The organism is Embleya sp. NPDC050154 (genome assembly GCF_044460165.1).
GTDB lineage: Bacteria > Actinomycetota > Actinomycetes > Streptomycetales > Streptomycetaceae > Embleya.
In genome coordinates this window covers 33,109-50,654 of sequence record NZ_JBITJP010000006.1, presented here as the reverse complement: position 1 = coordinate 50,654, position 17,546 = coordinate 33,109, and the positions used below count along the sequence as shown (strand labels likewise).

Below are 17,546 nucleotides of genomic sequence, written 5' to 3'. Positions count from 1 at the left end.
CCAACGACACGCCTGAGACATCAGGTACACCCGGGGTTGTGAACTCCGGTACTTCCGACAACGACAACAGCACGAAGGACGACACGGCCACGACGCCGGCACCCCGCCGCCGTCGCAGGGCCGCCAGTCGACCCGCAGGACCGCCGAGCGTGCCCTCTGCCGAGGCTGCGCCGGTTCCGGCTGCCGTGACACCCGAGGTTGCCGAGCCCTCCGACGAGGAGGAGCCGGAGGCCGAGGAGGCCGCGGTGGTCGAACCCGAACCCGAGCCCGAGCCGGAGGCCCCGCGACGTGCGCGGCGCACCCGCAAGCGGGTGACCGCGCCGGTGACCGACACGGCCGAGGCCGCGGCCGCACCGGCGGAGGCCGCCGAGGCCGCGCCGGCCGAGGTCGAGCCGGAGCCCGAGGAGGCACCCCGGCGAGTCCGGCGTACCCGCAAGCGGGCGGCGGTCGCTCCCGAGGCGACCCCGGACGAGGTCGTGCCCGAGCCCGCTCCCGAGCCGGCCCGGGCCGAGTCCGGGCAGCCGGAGACCGAGGCCGAGCCGGCCGAGGAGGCACCGCGGCGTACCCGGCGTACCCGCAAGCGGGCGGTGCCCGCCGCCGAGGCGATCGAGGAGACCCCCGTCGCCGAGGCCGAGCCGGTTGTCGAGGCCGCGCCCGAGCCGGAGCCCGAGGCCGCACCCGAGCCGCGGACCCGCAGTGGTCGCAAGGCGCCGCCGCCGGTGTTCCAGCCGCTGTTCCAGGCCCCGCAGGCGGCCGTCTTCGCCGAGCCCCAGCGCGCGGCCGAGCCGACCCCGGCCCCGGCGCCCGCCGCCGCCGAGCCCGAGACCGAGACCCGCACCGAGTCGGACGAGCCGCGTGGTCGGCGTCGCCGACGCCGTGCGCTGCCGGTGGACGAGGTGCACACGGCGGCCGAGGCCGAGCCGCAGGACTCGCGCTACCAGGACGAGCAGGAGCGGCACGTGGGCCGCGCGGTCACCGCGACCGAGCAGCCCGAGGCCGCGCAGGAGCCGGAGGGCTCCGAAGCGCACGAGGACGACACCGAGGGCGATCGCCCGACCCGTCGCCGTCGGCGCGGTGGTCGTCGTCGCCGCGGTCGCGGTGACGACGGTGCCGAGGACGGCGGCTCCGACGAGGACGGCGAGCAGCAGGCCGAGGGCGTCGGCGACGGTCCCGACGACGACGAGGACACCGACGAGCCGGGCGACCCCGGGGCGACCACGAGCAGCCGGCGTCGGCGTCGGCGCCGCCGTCGTGACGGTGCGGCCGACGACGTCGCGGCCGAGCCGCAGGACGACCCCGAGCGCACCGTGGTCAAGGTGCGCGAGCCGCGCAAGCGTGAGGCGCTCAGCGAGAGCCCGACCGACGAGGTGCAGGGCGTCAAGGGCTCGACCCGCCTGGAGGCCAAGAAGCAGCGCCGCCGCGAGGGGCGCGAGCAGGGCCGTCGGCGGGTGCCGATCATCACCGAGTCGGAGTTCCTGGCCCGCCGCGAGGCGGTCGAGCGGGTGATGGTCGTCCGGCAGAACGGCGAGCGCACCCAGATCGGCGTGCTCGAGGACGACGTGCTCGTCGAGCACTACGTCAACAAGGAGCAGGCCACCTCGTACGTCGGCAACGTCTACCTGGGCAAGGTCCAGAACGTGCTGCCGTCGATGGAGGCCGCCTTCGTCGACATCGGCAAGGGCCGCAACGCGGTGCTGTACGCCGGCGAGGTCAACTTCGAGGCGGCGGGCTTCAGCGGCCCGCGCCGGATCGAGGCCGTGCTCAAGCCCGGCCAGTCGGTCCTGGTACAGGTCACCAAGGACCCGATCGGCCACAAGGGCGCCCGGCTGACCAGCCAGGTCTCGCTGCCCGGTCGGTACCTGGTCTACGTGCCCGAGGGCACCATGACCGGGATCAGCCGCAAGCTCCCGGACACCGAGCGGGCGCGGCTGAAGACCATCCTCAAGAAGATCGTGCCGGAGAACGCGGGCGTCATCGTGCGCACCGCCGCCGAGGGCGCGACCGAGGAGGACCTGACCCGCGACGTGACGCGGCTGCAGGCGCAGTGGGAAGAGATCAAGAAGAAGTCCAAGATGATCACGACCAGTTCGCCCTCGCTGCTGTACGGCGAGCCGGACATGACGGTTCGGGTCATCCGCGACATCTTCAACGAGGACTTCTCCAAGCTGATCGTCTCGGGCGACGAGGCGTGGGACGTCGTCCACGACTACGTCGGCCACGTGGCCCCCGACCTGGCCCCGCGGTTGTCGCGGTGGACCAGCGAGGTGGACGTCTTCGCGACGTACCGCATCGACGAGCAGCTGATGAAGGCGCTGGACCGCAAGGTCTGGCTGCCCAGCGGCGGCTCGCTGGTGATCGACCGCACCGAGGCGATGGTCGTGGTCGACGTCAACACCGGGAAGTTCACCGGTCAGGGCGGCAACCTCGAGGAGACCGTCACCCGCAACAACCTGGAGGCGGCCGAGGAGATCGTCCGCCAGCTCCGGTTGCGCGACCTCGGCGGGATCATCGTCGTCGACTTCATCGACATGGTCCTGGAGGGCAACCGCGACCTCGTGCTGCGGCGCCTGATGGAGTGCCTGGGCCGGGACCGGACCAAGCACCAGGTCGCCGAGGTGACCTCGCTCGGCCTGGTCCAGATGACCCGCAAGCGGGTCGGCCAGGGTCTGCTCGAGGCCTTCTCGGAGAACTGCGAGCGGTGCAACGGGCGCGGCGTGATCGTGCACATGGACGCGCCGGAGACCAAGGGGCACGGCAACAGCGGCCACAGCCACGGCGGCAACGGCAACGGTGCCTCCGCCGGTTCCGGGCGGCGCAAGCGCAACAAGGGCGGCAACGCCGACAAGAACGGCAGCGGTCCGATCACCGAGATCGTCGACACCGACGAGTCGATCGACCTGGACGGCCCGGAACTCGACGACGTCGCGGTGGACACCGAACTGCCCGAGGTCGCGGAACTCGGTTCGATCGAGCCGGTCGAGGTCGCCGAGGCGATCGAGGCCGTGGAGACCGCCGAAGCCGCCGAGGTTGTCGTCGAGCCGGAGCCGGCCCCGCCGGTCGAGGCCGAGCCGACCACCGAGGTCGAGGCCGAGGCGCCGGTGATCGAGGCCGAGCCGGTCGAGGTCGACGTGGTGGAGGCGGCCGAGGCCGTCGAGGAGGCCGAGGAGGCCCCCGCGCCGGCCAAGCGGGTGCGCAAGACCGCCGCCAAGAAGACGGTCGCCAAGAAGGCCGCGGCCAAGACCGCGCCGGCGAAGAAGACCGCCGCCGCGAAGACGCCTCGGAAGTCGGCCAAGAAGGTCGCCGCCGAGGCCGCGGCGAGCGAGGCGCCGGCCGAACAGCCGGTCGCCGAGCCGACGCCGGAGCCGGCCGCGAAGGCGACCAGGGCCACGAAGGCCGCGGCCAAGGCCAAGGCGCAGGCCGCCGAGGCCCCCGCCGAGGTCGAGCCGGCCAAGCCCGCCAAGGCCGCCGCCAAGCCGCGCAAGACGTCGCGGCGGGCGACCCGGCCCGCCGGTCCGCCGGAGGGTGCCGTGGACGGCGCCGAACCGGTTTCGGCGGCGAGCGGAAGCTGAGTCACGACGGGTCCGCCCCGGGGTCCAACCCCGGGACGGACCCGTTTGGCCTTCGCCCCCGGGCATCCTGTAACCTTTGCCCTTGGTGTGCTTAGGCACAGGCTCCTGAGCAACCACCCTCCGGATCGCAAGCTTCGGAGGAGGCCCCCGATTTCTGTTCGGTGTGGCTGGCTTCAGGGGCTCGGACCCTGCAGAGAGAGAGATCCACGGTGTACGCGATCGTTCGCGCCGGTGGCAGGCAGCACAAGGTTGCCGTCGGTGACGTCGTCCAGGTCGACCGCATTCGCGGTGCGGCGGGCACGGCAGTTGAGCTTCAGGCCATCCTCGTCGTAGACGGTGAAGCCGTGACGAGTGACCCGTGGGTCCTCGCGGGTGTGAAGGTGACGGCCGAGGTCGTCGATCACACCAAGGGCAAGAAGATCGACATTCTGAAGTACAAGAACAAGACCGGTTACCGCAAGCGCATGGGTCACCGCCAGCAGCACACCCAGCTTAAGATCACCGGCATCAACTCCGGGAAGTAGGGAGAAGCGACATGGCACACAAGAAGGGTGCATCTTCCACCCGGAACGGCCGTGACTCGAACGCTCAGCGCCTCGGCGTCAAGCGCTTCGGCGGCCAGGTCGTCAACGCCGGCGAGATCATCGTCCGCCAGCGTGGTACGCACTTCCACCCCGGCACCAACGTCGGTCGCGGTGGCGACGACACGCTGTTCGCGCTGTCGGCCGGCGCCGTGCAGTTCGGTACCGCGCGCGGTCGTCGCGTCGTGAACATCGTCCCGGCGGAATAATCACGCCGCGGCATTCGCTTTGACACCCGAGGGCGGACCCCATGCGGTCCGCCCTCGGTTGTTTGTCCACAGTGTTTCGCTCCCCGCTCGGGGAGCCGAGGAGGAATCCACGTGACGACCTTCGTCGACCGCGTCGTGCTGCATGTCGCGGCGGGTAACGGGGGCCACGGCGTGGCCTCCGTCCACCGGGAGAAGTTCAAGCCGCTCGGCGGCCCCGACGGTGGGAACGGCGGGCGGGGCGGCGATGTCACGCTGGTCGTGGACGCCAACACCACCACACTGCTCGAGTACCACCACCACCCGCACCGCAAGGCCACCAACGGCAAGCCCGGCGCCGGCGCCAACCGCACCGGTCCCAACGGCGCCGACGTGATCCTGCCCGTGCCGGACGGCACCGTGGTCAAGCGACTGCTCCCCAACGGCGACGAGGAATTCGTCGAGGACCTGGTCGGCAACGGCGCCAGCTACGTGATCGCCCAGGGCGGTCGCGGCGGCCTGGGCAACGCGGCGCTGGCCTCTCCGCGCCGCAAGGCCCCCGGCTTCGCGCTGCTCGGCGAGCCCGGCGAGGCCGGCGACTTCGTCCTGGAACTCAAGACCGTCGCGGACGTCGCGCTCGTGGGTTACCCGAGCGCCGGCAAGTCCTCGCTGATCGCCACGCTCAGCGCCGCACGCCCCAAGATCGCCGACTACCCGTTCACCACCCTGGTGCCGAACCTGGGCGTGGTCACCGCCGGCGACGTGGTCTACACCGTCGCCGACGTGCCCGGGCTGATCCCCGGCGCGAGCGAGGGCAAGGGACTGGGCCTGGAGTTCCTGCGGCACGTCGAGCGCTGCAAGGCGCTCGTCCACGTGCTGGACTGCGCGACGCTGGAGCCCGGCCGCGACCCGATCAGCGACCTCGACACCATCGAGGCCGAGCTGAAGGCGTACGGCGGCTTGGAGGACCGGCCGCGGATGGTCGCGCTGAACAAGATCGACGTGCCCGACGGCAACGACCTCGCAGACATGGTCAAAGCCGAGCTGGAGGGGCGCGGGCTCCAGGTGTTCGCGGTCTCCGCGGTCAGCCGGGCGGGCCTGCGCGAGTTGTCCTTCGCGATGGCCGCGCAGGTGCAGGGCGCGCGCGACGCCGCGCCGGCGCCGGAGGCCACCCGGATCGTGCTGCGGCCGACCGCGGTCGACGACAGCGGCTTCACCGTCACGCGGCGCGACGAGGCCTTCATCGTGCGCGGGGCCAAGCCCGAACGCTGGGTGCGCCAGACCGACTTCAGCAACGACGAGGCGGTGGGCTACCTCGCCGACCGGCTCGCCCGACTCGGCGTCGAGGAGGCGCTGTGGTCGGCCGGGGCCGTCCCCGGTGCCGAGGTCGTCATCGGCGACGACGTCACCGGCGTGGTCTTCGACTGGGAGCCCACCGTGGCGGCCGGCGCGGAGATGCTGGGCCGACGCGGCGAGGACCACCGCCTGCAGACCCACCGCCCGGCGGTGGACCGGCGCCGCGAGCGCGAGGCGATCGAGACGCAGTACGAGGAGTTCGACCCGTTCTCGGACTCGTGACCGGCGGGCGCTCCTCGGATGATGGTGATTCCTGAAGATTCCGGGTGATTCCGGATGCTTTCGAACGGGGAAGGCAGGGCCTGAAGTGCTCACTGGGGCCGGCGCGGCGCGCGAGGACGTGACCTCCGCGCGCCGCATCGTGGTCAAGGTCGGTTCGTCTTCGTTGACGACCGCCCAGGGGGGCCTGGACGCGGATCGCGTCGACGCCCTCGTGGACGTGATAGCGGCCAAGCGGGCCGAGGGGGTCCAGGTCGTCCTGGTCTCCTCCGGCGCGATCGCCGCCGGGTTGGCCCCGCTCGGACTGGCCCGCCGACCACGCGACCTGGCCACCCAGCAGGCCGCCGCGAGCGTGGGACAGGGACTGCTGGTGGCCCGCTACACCGCGTCGTTCGCGCGCTACGGCCTGCGGGTGGGCCAGGTGTTGCTGACCGTCGACGACGTCACCCGGCGCGCGCACTACCGCAACGCCTACAACACGCTGGACAAGCTGCTGGCGATGGGCGCGGTGCCGGTGGTCAACGAGAACGACACGGTGGCCACCGAGGAGATCCGGTTCGGCGACAACGACCGACTCGCCGCGCTGGTCGCCCACGTCGTGCACGCCGATCTGCTCGTGCTGCTCTCCGACGTGGACGGGCTCTACGACGGCGACCCGGCCAAGTCGACCTCCTCGCGGGTTCCGTTCGTGCACGGCCCCGAGGATCTCGAGGGCATCGAGATCGGCAAGGCCGGCAAGGCCGGCGTGGGCACCGGCGGCATGGTGACCAAGGTCGAGGCGGCGGGTATCGCGACCTCGGCGGGCATCCCCGTGGTGCTCACCGCGGCCCGTTTCGCATCCGACGCGCTGGCCGGCAAGGACACCGGAACGCTCTTCCACCGCACCGGAGTTCGCACCGCCGACCGACTGCTGTGGCTGGCCCACGCGAGCACCGCGCGCGGTCGCCTCACCCTCGACCCCGGTGCGGTGCGGGCCGTCGTCGAGCGGCGCAGCTCGCTGCTGCCCGCCGGGATCACCGGTGTCCAGGGCGGTTTCGTCGCCGGCGATCCGGTGGACCTGGTTGACGAAAACGGTCACATCGTGGCCCGCGGACTGGTCAACTTTGATGCGAAGGAACTGCCGGGCCTGTTCGGGCGATCGACCCGAGAGTTGGCCCGGGAGTTGGGTCCGGCCTACGAGCGCGAGGTCGTCCACCGCGACGATCTGGTGCTGCTGCGCCGCTGAGCGACGACCACGGAAGATCAGCAGCTCGCCGACGGGAGGCCGGCCGTGCCGGAGCGTGGGGACCGCCCCTGGGGACAGCCCAACACGAGGGCGGAGGCCGACGACGGCGCGGGCCGCATGTGGCACATCACGCTCACCCTCGCCGGCAAGCCGGGTGATCCCGAGGACGTGCGGCGGGCGCTGGAACGGCTCGCCCACGAGCACCCGTTCCTGCTCGCCGGACGCTACGCGGCCGACCACGCGGAGGTGCGGTACTGGGAGGAGGCGCCCAACCTGCACGACGCGGCGGCGATCGCGATGCGGCTGTGGGGCGAGCATCGACAGAGCGCGGGGCTGCCGCCCTGGGAGCTGATCGGCCTGGAGGTGGTGGACCGCCCGACGTACCAGACGCGGGCCGGCGCGCCGGCTCCGCTGCCGGTGCAACCGGGCCGGGTGCAGCCCTTCTAGCGCCGACACCGGCCGCGTTCGGCCTGCGCCCGGCGGTGCGACCGGGTCTTGTCGCGGGCCGATTGCGGGCCGTTGCGGGCCGCGTGTCGGCGTGGGTGTCGGCGAATAATGCGTGGCCCGAAAAACTCTCGCGCGTTAGCGTCGCGGGACAATGCGTACGTTTCCCGTCGCCGACCCCGGCGATCCCGATATCCGGTCGGCGGGCCGATTCCTGATCTGGCTCGCCGCTCGTTGTCGCCGGACGATCGCCATGGGCATCCTGTGGGCGTCGGTGTGGATGGTCGCGCAGGCGCTGATGCCCGCCGCGGTCGGCCGTGCGATCGACGCGATCGAGGAGCGCGACGAGCGGGGACTGCTCGGGTGGTCCGGCGCGCTGTTGGGCATCGCGGTCCTGATCGGCTTCACCGGGATCATGCGCCACCGCAACGCGGTCGCCAACTTCCTGGACGGCGCGTTTCGCACGATCCAACTGGTGACCCGGCACGCGTCCCGGCTCGGTGCCGCGCTCCAACGCCGGATCGCCTCCGGCGAGGTGGTCGGCGTGGGCACCTCGGACGTGGACGCGATCGGATCGATGCTGGACATCACCGCCCGCGGCTGCGCGTCGGTCGTCACGCTCGGCGTGGTCGCGGTGGTGCTGCTGAACATGTCGGTGCCGCTGGGCCTGCTCGTGCTGATCGGCGTGCCGCTGCTGATGGGCCTGGTCTCGCTGCTGCTGCGTCCGCTGCACCGACGCCAGAACGACTACCGCGAGTTGCAGACCGGCCTGGCCGATCGGGCCGTGGACATCGCCTCCGGCCTGCGGGTGCTGCGCGGGATCGGCGGCGAGCGCACCTTCGGCGCCCGCTACCGGCGCGAGTCGCAACAGTTGCGGGTGGCCGGCGTGCGTACCGCCCGGGTCGAATCCCTGCTGGAGGCGGCGCAGTTCCTGGTACCCGGCTTCTTCGTCGCGTTCGGCACCTGGCTGGCCGCCCGGTTCGCGCTGGACGGGCGACTGACGGTCGGTCAGATGGTGTCCTTCTACGGCTACGCGGCGTTCCTGACCGTGCCGCTCTCCACCCTCACCGAGGCCGCCGACCGGATCGTGCGCGGCCACGTCGCGGCCCGGCGGGTCACTCGCGTGCTGGCCCTGGAACCGGGCGTGAACGACGCCGCCGAACCCGCCGCGTGGCCGCCGCCCGGCGACCTGGTGGACCGGCGCTCGGGCCTGGTGGTCCGGCCCGGCACGCTGCTGGGCATCGCCTGCGAGGACCCGCAGGACGCGCCCGCGCTCGCCGATCGGCTCGGCCGCTACGAGGACGCCGACGTGCTCTACGGCAACGTGCCGCTGGCCGACCTCGCGCTCGCCGACGTGCGTGCGCGGATCCTGGTCGCGCACCACGACGCGGGCCTGTTCTCCGGGCCGCTGCGCCGCGAACTGACGCCGGGTGACGGCGAAACGGGTGATCTGGCGGCGGCGGTGCGGGTGGCCTGCGCCGAGGATGTGATCGACGCGCTGGATGAGGGGTTGGACACCGAGATCGCGGCGCGCGGCCGGGAGTTCTCCGGCGGCCAGGTGCAACGCCTGCGGCTGGTGCGGGCGTTGGTCGCGGATCCGCAGACGCTGGTGTTGATCGAGCCGACCAGCGCGGTGGACGCGCACACCGAGGCGCGGATCGCGGACCGGCTCGCCGCCCATCGCCGCGGTCGCACCACGGTGGTCGCGACCACCAGCCCGCTCGTCCTGGACACGCTGGACGAGGTCGCCTACATCGAGGACGGGAAGGTCATGGCGGTCGGTCCGCATCGTGAACTGCTGGCCGGCGAACCGAGGTACGCCGCACTGGTCACCCGGGTCGACGACGAAGAGTTGGAGGACGCGTGAGCGCGCGGGAACTGCTGCCGATCGCGCCGGCCGCCGAGGTGGGCCGGCACGCGGTGCGGCTGCTGCGCGAGCGGCGTCGGGATCTGATCCTGACCGTGCTGTTCTACGCGCTCGCCGCGGTGGCCGGTCTGGTCGCGCCCCGGCTGCTCGGGGTGTTGATCGAGAAGGTCCGCGCGGACAGCCCGACCCGCACGATCGACCTGCTGGGCCTGGGCATAGCGGGCGCGCTGTTGCTCCAGGCCCTGATCGTGCGGCAGGCCGCGGTGGCCGCGGCGCGGCTCGGCGAGGGGCTGCTCGCGCAGGTCCGCGAGGAGTTCGTGGACCGGATCCTGGACCTGCCGCTGTCCACCGTCGAGCGGGCCGGCTCCGGTGACCTGCTCGGGCGGGCCAACCGGGACGTGGCCGCGATGTCGCGGTCCGCGCGGCGGGCGGTGCCGTCGGTGCTGGTCGCGGTGGTGACGATCGTGCTGACCCTGGTGGGGTTGTTGCTGCTCAACCCGCTGCTGGTGCTGCCGCTGCTGATCACGGTGCCGCTGCTGATCCCGGTCACGTACTGGTACCTGCGCCGCGCGCCGGCCGGCTACCTGCGCGAGAACGCGGCGTGGGCGCAGGTGACCGACTCGCTCGCGGAGACGGTCGAGGGCGCGCGCACGGTCGAGGCGCTGCGGCTGGCCGACCGGCGCCGGCGGCGTGGTGACGAGGACGTCGCGCAGGCGTACGCGGCCGAGCGGTACACGCTGTGGTTGCGCACGATCTGGTTCCCGGCGGTCGACTTCGGCTACGTGTTGCCGGTGGTGGCCACCACGGCCTTCGGCGGCTGGGCGTACCTGCACGGGTGGGCCTCGCTCGGCGAGGTGGCGACCGCGGTGTTGTACGTGCAACTGATCATCGGCCCGATGGACGAGTTGCTGAACTGGCTGGACGAGGTGCAGATCTCGGCGGCCTCGCTGGCCCGGCTGCTGGGCGTGGCGGACGTGCCCTCGGATCGCGAACCCACCGAAACGAAGCCGGTGGACGAGACGCTGACCGCGCGCGACGTGCGGTTCGCGTACTCGGCGGGCCGTGAGGTGCTGCACGGGATCGACCTGACCATCGAGCCGGGCGAGCGGATCGCGGTGGTGGGGCCCAGCGGGGCCGGGAAATCCACGCTGGGGCGGTTGTTGGCCGGGGTCAACGCGCCGACCTCCGGCGACGTGCGGGTGGGCGGGGTGCCGCTGGTGGGCCTGCCGCTGGACGAACTGCGCGGCCGGGTCGCGTTGGTGACGCAGGAGCACCACGTCTTCCGGGGCACGTTGCGGGACAACCTGCTGTTGGCCCGGGAGACCGCCTCCGACGACGAGGTGGTGGCCGCGTTGCGTGCGGTCGACGCGGACTGGGTGGCGGGGTTGCCGGCCGGTGTGGACACCGAAGTCGGGCCGAAGGGGCACGAGTTGACCGCGCCGCAGGCGCAACAGTTGGCGCTGGCCCGGTTGGTGTTGGCCGATCCGCACACGTTGGTGCTGGATGAGGCGACCTCGCTGATCGATCCTCGGGCGGCGCGGCACCTGGAGCGGTCGTTGGGCGCGGTGATCTCGGGGCGGACGGTGATTGCCATCGCGCACCGGTTGTATACGGCGCATGACGCGGACCGGGTTGCGGTGGTGGAGGGCGGGCGGATCACGGAGCTGGGGAGTCACCGGGAGTTGATCGCGGCGGACGGTGCGTATGCTGCGCTTTGGCGGTCTTGGCATGGGTGAGCCGGTTTGGGTTGGCCTCAAGCGCCGGCCGGGCTGGTGTGCTCAAGCGCCGCACGGGCTGAGGTTGGCCTCAAGCGCCGGCCGGGCTATTTGGCCTCAAACGCCGGCCGGGCTGAGTGGTCTCAAACGCCGGCCGGGCTGGTGTGCTCAAGCGCCGCACGGGCTGAGTGGCCTCGAGCGCCGGCCGGGCTGAGTGGCCTCAAGCGCCGGCCGGGCTATTTGGCCTCAAGCGCCGGCCGGGCTATTTGGCCTCAAACGCCGGCCGGGCTGAGTGGCCTCAAACGCCGGCCGGGCTGGTGTGCTCATGCGCCGCACGGGCTGAGTGGCCTCAAGCGCCGGCCGGGCTGGAGGGCTGGGAGGGTCAGGGGGTGGTGGTGGACAGGGTCGCGTGTTGTTCGCGGAGTTGGCGTTTGAGGATTTTGCCGCTTGGGTTTTTGGGGAGGGAATCGGCGATTACTACGTATTTGGGGACCTTGAAGCCTGCGAGGTGGGCTTTGCAGTGGTTGATTACCTGGTCTTGGGTGATTGCTTCGCCGGGGCGGGGGACTACTACGGCGGTTACGGCTTCGATCCAGTAGGGGTGCGGGACGCCGAAGACCGCGGCTTCGGCTACGGCGGGGTGGGTGTGGATGGTTTCTTCCACTTCGCGGCCCGCCACGTTTTCGCCGCCGGTCTTGACCATGTCCTTTTTGCGGTCGACGACCGTGAGGTAGCCCTCGTCGTCGAGTACACCGAGGTCGCCGCTGTGGAACCAGCCGCCGCGGAATGCCTCGGCGGTGCGCTCGGGGTCGTTCCAGTAGCCCAGCATGGTGTGCGGGCCCCGGTGCACGATCTCGCCGACCTCGCCGGGCGGCACCGGCCGGTCCTGCTCGTCGACCACGATGGTCTGCACGTTCAGCCCCGCGCGCCCGGCCGATCCGGCCTTCCGCTCCTGCTCGTCCGGGCCCAGGATGGTGGCGACCGGCGACATCTCGGTCTGGCCGTAGAAGTTGTACAGCCGCAACTCCGGTAGCCGACGCCGCAGTTCCGCCAGCACCTCGACCGGCATCGCGGCCGCGCCGTAGTAGCCCTTGCGCAGACTGGACAGGTCGCGCGTGTCGAAGTCGGGGTGTCGCAGCAGCGCGATCCACACGGTCGGCGGGCAGAACAGCTTGGTCACCCGCTCGCCTTCGACGGTGGCGAGCAGCGTGGCCGGATCCGGCGCGGGCAGGATGATCGAGGTCGCGCCGAGGTAGACGTCCGGGGTCAGGAAGCAGTGCAGTTGCGCGCAGTGGTAGAGCGGCAGCGCGTGGATCTCCACGTCGTCGGCGGCCATCCCGCCGTCGATGATCGCGGTCGCGTACTGCGCGATCAGATTGCGGCTGGTCATCACCGCGCCCTTGGGGCGGGACTCGGTGCCGGAGGTGTACATGATCTGCACCGGATCGTCGTCGTCCAGTTCGAGCTCCGGCACCGGGCCGCCCTCGGCGAGCAGTGCCGCGAACGGTTCCCAGCCCGGGGCCGCCGGGCCGAACACCACGCGTAGCGCGTCGCGGCCGGCCAACGCCGCGTCGGCGGTGTCGGTCAGCTCGGGGCCGGCCAGGACGGCGGTCGCGCCCGCGTGCTCCAGGACGTAGCCGACCTCGGGCGCGGTGAGCATGAAGTTGACCGGGACCGAGATCGCGCCGAGCCGGGCCAGCGCGAAGTAGGCGACCGCGAAGCCGTGCGAGTTGCGGGCGAGCAGGACCACCCGGTCGCCCTTGCCGATGCCGCGCGCGGCGAGCGCGCCGGCGGCCTTCGAGACGGTGTCGTCGAGTTCGGCGTAGGTTTGGCGCAGCTCGCCCGCCACGATCGCGAGCCGATGCGGGAGGCGGGCGGCGGTGCGCGCGAGCAGGTCGGCGACGCCGTGCCGGCGGGCCTGTACAGCGGTCACGGATGGCTCCTTGCCTCTGTGCAGCACGTGAAGGCGTCATTGTGTCCGGCACGGCCGCCGGGCGGAAGCGTCTCGACCGCTGAAATCCTCGTGTTGATCATCGATGCGCCTAGGTAGGCTTGCCGGTATGACCAGCAGCGAAGCCTCCGCAGTCCTCGACACCGCCCGTCGCGCCCGGGAGGCCGCCGCCGTCCTCGCGCCACTGACCCGCCGGGCCAAGGACGACGCGCTGCTCGCGCTCGCCGACGCGCTCGTGGCCCGCTCGGCCGAGATCGTGGTCGCCAACACCGAGGACGTCGAGCGGGCACGAGCCAACGGCACCGGTGAGGCGATGATCGACCGGTTGACCCTGACCGACGAGCGGATCGCCGCGATCGCCTCCGACGTACGCGACGTGGTTGGCCTGCCGGATCCGGTCGGCGAGGTGCTGCGCGGCTCGACCCTGCCCAACGGTCTCGAACTGCGCCAGGTGCGGGTGCCGCTCGGCGTGGTCGGGATCATCTACGAGGCCCGCCCCAACGTCACCGTGGACGGCGCCGCGCTGTGCCTGAAGTCGGGCAACGCGGTGCTCCTGCGCGGCTCCTCGTCCGCCTACCGGTCGAACACCGCGATCGTCGCGGTGATGCGGGACGCGATCGTCGCGGCCGGGCTGCCCGCCGACGCGATCCAGTTGGTGCCGGGCGAGACGCACGACTCGGTGAAGGAGCTGATGACCGCGCGCGGTCTGGTGGACGTGCTGATCCCGCGCGGCGGCGCCGGCCTGATCCGGACCGTGGTCGAGGGCTCCACCGTGCCGGTGATCGAGACCGGCGTGGGCAACTGCCACGTCTACGTCGACGCGCAGACGGACCTGGAGATGGCGGTGAACATCCTGGTCAACTCCAAGGCGCACCGGGTCAGCGTGTGCAACTCGGCCGAGACGCTGCTGGTGCACCGGGACGTGGCGGACGCGTTCGTGCCGCTCGCGCTGGCCGCCCTCAAGGACGCCGGCGTCACCGTGCACGGCGACGCCGCGGTGCAGGGGTACTCGGCCGACGTGGTGCCCGCCGTCGACGCCGACTGGGACACCGAATACCTGTCGTACGACATCGCCGCCGCCGTGGTGCCCTCGCTGCACGACGCGGTCGCGCACATCCGCCGGCACAGCTCCGGGCACACCGAGGCGATCGTCACCACGTCGCAGGCCGCGGCCCGCGAGTTCGTCAGCCTGGTCGACTCGACCGCGGTCATGGTCAACGCGTCGACCCGGTTCACCGACGGCGGCCAGTTCGGCTTCGGCGCGGAGATCGGCATCTCCACGCAGAAGCTGCACGCGCGCGGCCCGATGGGCCTGCCCGAGCTGACCAGCACGAAGTACGTGGTCACCGGCGACGGCCACGTGCGCTCCTGAGTGCTCGCCGGCGACGGCCACAGGCACTCCGAATGCTCGGCGGCGACGGTCGTGTGCGCTTCCGAGTGCTCGCCGCGGCGACGGTCTGACGCGCTTCCGATCCGGGATCGGCAGCCCGGGGCGACTTCGATCGTCCTCGGGCCGCCGACCGGTCCGATGATTCGGTATCCATCGGGGTGCCTGCGGTAATACTGTCTAGGAGTGCCCGAATCACCAGGGCCAGAGTTCCCGGACGGCCCAGATTTTCCCGAGTTCTCGGAGGACGAGCTCTCCTCCGTCGTCTTCGACGAGTCGTTCGTGCGCGCCGCCCGCGTACACGAGCCCTCGGCGAACGAGCGTGGTGCGGCGGTCGATCCTGCGCCGACACCCACACCGGCCGCGCCCGAGCGGACCGACAAGAAGGCCGAACAGGCCGAGCGTTCCGACTGGTTCGACGACGGGACGTATCCACCCGACGGCGAGGACCCGTGGCGGGCCCGCACCGTTTCCTCCTCCGACCCCGGCCCGATGTTGCCGCACGTGCCGACCTGGTTCGCGGGCGAGCCGTGGGCCCGGGCGCGGGGCGCACGCTGGCGGCGCGGCGTGGCCTGGGTGCTGGCCCTGCTGATGGGCGTCGGCGTGGTGGCGATGGCGGTGACCGCCGTCTACCGCAGCGGATCCTCACAGGGCCCCACCGCTCCCCGGCAGCCGTCGGTGGACTCGGGCCGGAGCGCGACGACGGACAACAACCCGGTGTTCGCGCCGCTGCCCGGACAGGACACGTCGCAGGTGCGGATCACCGTTCCGCCCGGTGACTCCGGCGCCGCGGACGGGTCCGCACCGGTTCCCTCGGTGCCCGCCGCGGCCCGTTCGGGACCCGGCTGAGCCCCGGTCGCAACCCCTTGTCCGGGTACGTATGCACCCGCTCGCGGGCGACCTAAGCTGGGAGTATGTCCGGACGGGGAGTGCCCCCCGAAGGCCCGAACCGGGGTGGGCCCGACGGCGAGGACGAGTTCAGCGCCGTCGTCTTCGACGCGACCTTCGTGCGCGCGGCGGGACTGCACGAGCCGTCGGCACGCGAGCGGATCCACGGGGGCAAGCGACCGCACCGGCAGCGCCGGGTGTTCGGCGTGCGGGTGCGCACGCTGCGCGGCGCTCTGGGTGCGTTACTCGTGTTGTCGGTGATCGGCGGCGCGAGCTTTCTGGGCGCCCGGCGGGCCGCCGTGCCCGGGCCGCGGTTGGAGATCGGTCCGGCGGTGCTGCATCGGGTCGCGCTGCTGCCGCCGGTGGGTTACGCGCCGGGTCCGCTGCCCGCCGACCCGATGTCGGCCGGCCCGGCAGCGAGTTGGGCACAGGGCGCGGCCGGGATCGTGGTCGGTGAGCCCCGCGCGACGGCGCACTTCTCGGCCGCGCGGGTGGGCCAGGCCCTGAACCTGGTCCGCGAGTTCGTGGTGGGCACCCAGCTCGACCCGACCGTGCTCGCGGGCGGTCGGCCGTGGGCCGCGCTGCCGCTGCTGCGCGCCGAGCAGCGCGATCAGCTCGGCGCGGCGCTGATCGCCCCGCGCGACGACGACACGTTCGCGCCCACCGGGTGGATCACCCGATTCGATCCGACCGCGGTCAAGGTTCTGGACGCGCCGATACGGGTCAAGGGCACGCTCGCCGCCGCCGAACACGCGCGCGCGGATCTGGTGGTCACCGCCGACGTGGTGTTCGTCTACGCGGTGGCGCAGGTCGGCGGCCCGGGGTGGACCCGCTTCGTGCTGCACCGGGTGTGGGACTTCCATCTGAACGCGTCGATGTTGCGCGACGGCCTGCTCCAGGTGCGGCGGATCCTGACCGTGGCCGGCCCGCAGGGTTGCGACGTGGACGGTTCGCTGTGGTTCCGGCCCTCGTTCACCGGTCCGGCGCCGACCGACGCGCCGCCGGCGGCCGAGCAGGTGGATCCGTTCCGCTCGGCCTCCGCCGGCACATGTGCCCGGCTGCTCGGGCTGCCCTGACGGGTGGTCAGGCGCCGCCGCCACCACTGTTGTTCGTCGAGGCCGCGCCCGGTTCTTCGCGGCGGCCGGTGAACTTGTCGCGCAGCTTGCCGCCCGCGTCCGCCGCGCCGTCGGCGAGGTCGCGGAGCAGGCCGAACAACGGGTCGGTGGTGGTGCGTACCGACTCGCGGTAGGCGTTCGCCGAGGCCTTGGCCTCCTCGCGCACCGACGCGTTCGGGTCGTCCGCACGACGCGGGTACTCGCCCGCGAGGATTCGCGCGTACTCCTCGCCGTCCGCCCACTTGCGCAGCGCGGCCACCCGGACCACCGGGAACGGGTGCGAACGGCCCAGCAGGTTCATCAACTTGAGCACGCTGTCGCGCAGGTCGCCGGCGCCCTCGTACTCGGCGGCCTGCTCCAGGAACGCGTCCGTGCTCATCTCGTGCAACTGCGAGCCGCCGGCCACCTTCATCAGCGCGCGCATCGACACCTCGGGGTCCTGCCCGACCAGCAGACCCGCACGGTCGCAGGACAGTTCGGACTTTCGGAACCACTCCTGCAACGCGGTGATGATCGCGTGCACGCCCAGCGAGCCGAGCGGGATCCCGGACAGCGCGGAGGCGAACCGGGTCAGGATCAGCAACATCGTGCGGTACACCGCGTGCCCGGACAGGATGTGCCCGGTCTCGTGCCCGATCACGGTGCGCATCTCGTCGTCGTCGAGCAACTCGACCAGGCCCGAGGTGACCACGATGAACGGCTTGTCCATGCCGATCGCCATCGCGTTCGGCTGCGGGTCCTGGGTGATGTACAACTCGGGCACGGCGGGCAGGTCCAGGATGTACGCGGACTCGCGGACCATCTCGTGCAACCGGCGGAACTGCTGCTCGCCCGCGCGCACCGAGCCCGCGAGGAAGGCGAGCCGGATGGCCCGTTCGGACACCATGCCCGACATCTGCTTGAGGACCGTGTCGAACCCGCTCAGCCGGCGCATCGCCACCAGGGCGGTGCGGTCGGCGGGATGTTCGTACGCCCGGGAGGAGATTCCGGGGAATCGCCTGCGCCCCTCGAAGGTCTCGATCGTCTTGTCGTCCGGCATACCCA

Annotated in this window: 13 protein-coding genes; 11 read left to right on the top strand and 2 right to left on the bottom strand. The window is 72.1% G+C overall.

Annotated features, from left to right (window positions below):
* Nucleotides 1–38 precede the first annotated feature (38 nt).
* The 8 genes from ACIBSV_RS14915 to ACIBSV_RS14880 all read left to right on the top strand — a co-directional run bounded on the left by ACIBSV_RS14915 (nucleotide 39) and on the right by ACIBSV_RS14880 (nucleotide 11,182).
* Nucleotides 39–3,569, top strand: a complete 3,531-nt coding sequence (locus ACIBSV_RS14915; protein WP_395862900.1) for an Rne/Rng family ribonuclease — start codon at nucleotides 39–41, stop codon at nucleotides 3,567–3,569.
* Nucleotides 3,570–3,778: 209 nt separating this feature from the next.
* Nucleotides 3,779–4,093, top strand: a complete 315-nt coding sequence (gene rplU / locus ACIBSV_RS14910; protein WP_380029162.1) for a 50S ribosomal protein L21 — start codon at nucleotides 3,779–3,781, stop codon at nucleotides 4,091–4,093.
* Nucleotides 4,094–4,104: 11 nt separating this feature from the next.
* The gene (gene rpmA, locus ACIBSV_RS14905; RefSeq protein ID WP_020550744.1) at nucleotides 4,105–4,359 is read left to right on the top strand and encodes a 50S ribosomal protein L27; all 255 of its coding nucleotides are present in this window, start codon (nucleotides 4,105–4,107) and stop codon (nucleotides 4,357–4,359) included.
* 111 nt (nucleotides 4,360–4,470) lie between these two features.
* Nucleotides 4,471–5,913 carry a GTPase ObgE gene (gene obgE / locus ACIBSV_RS14900; RefSeq protein ID WP_395862898.1) on the top strand — a complete coding sequence of 481 codons (1,443 nt, stop codon included), beginning with the start codon at nucleotides 4,471–4,473 and terminating at the stop codon, nucleotides 5,911–5,913.
* Nucleotides 5,914–6,031: 118 nt separating this feature from the next.
* Complete coding sequence (gene proB, locus ACIBSV_RS14895) at nucleotides 6,032–7,135, top strand: glutamate 5-kinase (protein WP_395863458.1); 1,104 nt, start codon at nucleotides 6,032–6,034, stop codon at nucleotides 7,133–7,135.
* 117 nt (nucleotides 7,136–7,252) lie between these two features.
* Nucleotides 7,253–7,582, top strand: a complete 330-nt coding sequence (locus tag ACIBSV_RS14890) for a hypothetical protein (protein ID WP_395863456.1) — start codon at nucleotides 7,253–7,255, stop codon at nucleotides 7,580–7,582.
* A 151-nt stretch (nucleotides 7,583–7,733) separates the two neighbouring features.
* The gene (locus ACIBSV_RS14885) at nucleotides 7,734–9,446 is read left to right on the top strand and encodes an ABC transporter transmembrane domain-containing protein (RefSeq protein ID WP_395862896.1); all 1,713 of its coding nucleotides are present in this window, start codon (nucleotides 7,734–7,736) and stop codon (nucleotides 9,444–9,446) included.
* Complete coding sequence (locus ACIBSV_RS14880; protein WP_395862894.1) at nucleotides 9,443–11,182, top strand: ABC transporter ATP-binding protein; 1,740 nt, start codon at nucleotides 9,443–9,445, stop codon at nucleotides 11,180–11,182. The genes ACIBSV_RS14885 and ACIBSV_RS14880 overlap by 4 nt, the downstream gene beginning before the upstream one ends.
* 361 nt (nucleotides 11,183–11,543) lie before the next feature.
* Here the strand turns inward: ACIBSV_RS14880 and ACIBSV_RS14875 are convergent, their stop codons facing one another.
* Nucleotides 11,544–13,094, bottom strand: a complete 1,551-nt coding sequence (locus tag ACIBSV_RS14875; protein WP_395862892.1) for a fatty acyl-CoA synthetase — start codon at nucleotides 13,092–13,094, stop codon at nucleotides 11,544–11,546.
* Nucleotides 13,095–13,221: 127 nt separating this feature from the next.
* Here ACIBSV_RS14875 and ACIBSV_RS14870 point away from each other — a divergent pair, with 127 nt between their 5' ends.
* From ACIBSV_RS14870 to ACIBSV_RS14860, 3 genes are all read left to right on the top strand, one after another.
* The gene (locus ACIBSV_RS14870) at nucleotides 13,222–14,484 is read left to right on the top strand and encodes a glutamate-5-semialdehyde dehydrogenase (RefSeq protein ID WP_395862890.1); all 1,263 of its coding nucleotides are present in this window, start codon (nucleotides 13,222–13,224) and stop codon (nucleotides 14,482–14,484) included.
* A 201-nt stretch (nucleotides 14,485–14,685) separates the two neighbouring features.
* On the top strand, nucleotides 14,686–15,348 hold the full coding sequence (locus tag ACIBSV_RS14865) for a hypothetical protein (RefSeq protein ID WP_395862889.1): 663 nt from the start codon (nucleotides 14,686–14,688) through the stop codon (nucleotides 15,346–15,348).
* 65 nt (nucleotides 15,349–15,413) lie between these two features.
* On the top strand, nucleotides 15,414–16,463 hold the full coding sequence (locus ACIBSV_RS14860) for a hypothetical protein (protein ID WP_395862887.1): 1,050 nt from the start codon (nucleotides 15,414–15,416) through the stop codon (nucleotides 16,461–16,463).
* Between the two features lie 7 nt (nucleotides 16,464–16,470).
* Here ACIBSV_RS14860 and ACIBSV_RS14855 read toward each other — a convergent pair whose 3' ends face one another.
* Entirely contained in the window at nucleotides 16,471–17,541 is a 1,071-nt protein-coding gene (locus tag ACIBSV_RS14855; protein WP_395862885.1) for a M48 family metallopeptidase, read from the bottom strand.
* Nucleotides 17,542–17,546 lie beyond the last annotated feature (5 nt).

Excerpts from the sequence above, each read along its gene's own strand:
- rpmA (WP_020550744.1), top strand. The coding sequence starts at position 4,105 with ATGGCACACAAGAAGGGTGCATCTTCCACCCGGAACGGCCGTGACTCG.
- ACIBSV_RS14890 (WP_395863456.1), top strand. The coding sequence starts at position 7,253 with ATGTGGCACATCACGCTCACCCTCGCCGGCAAGCCGGGTGATCCCGAG.
- ACIBSV_RS14885 (WP_395862896.1), top strand. The coding sequence starts at position 7,734 with ATGCGTACGTTTCCCGTCGCCGACCCCGGCGATCCCGATATCCGGTCG.
- ACIBSV_RS14855 (WP_395862885.1), bottom strand. The coding sequence starts at position 17,541 with ATGCCGGACGACAAGACGATCGAGACCTTCGAGGGGCGCAGGCGATTC.
- ACIBSV_RS14860 (WP_395862887.1), top strand. The coding sequence starts at position 15,414 with ATGTCCGGACGGGGAGTGCCCCCCGAAGGCCCGAACCGGGGTGGGCCC.
- ACIBSV_RS14870 (WP_395862890.1), top strand. The coding sequence starts at position 13,222 with ATGACCAGCAGCGAAGCCTCCGCAGTCCTCGACACCGCCCGTCGCGCC.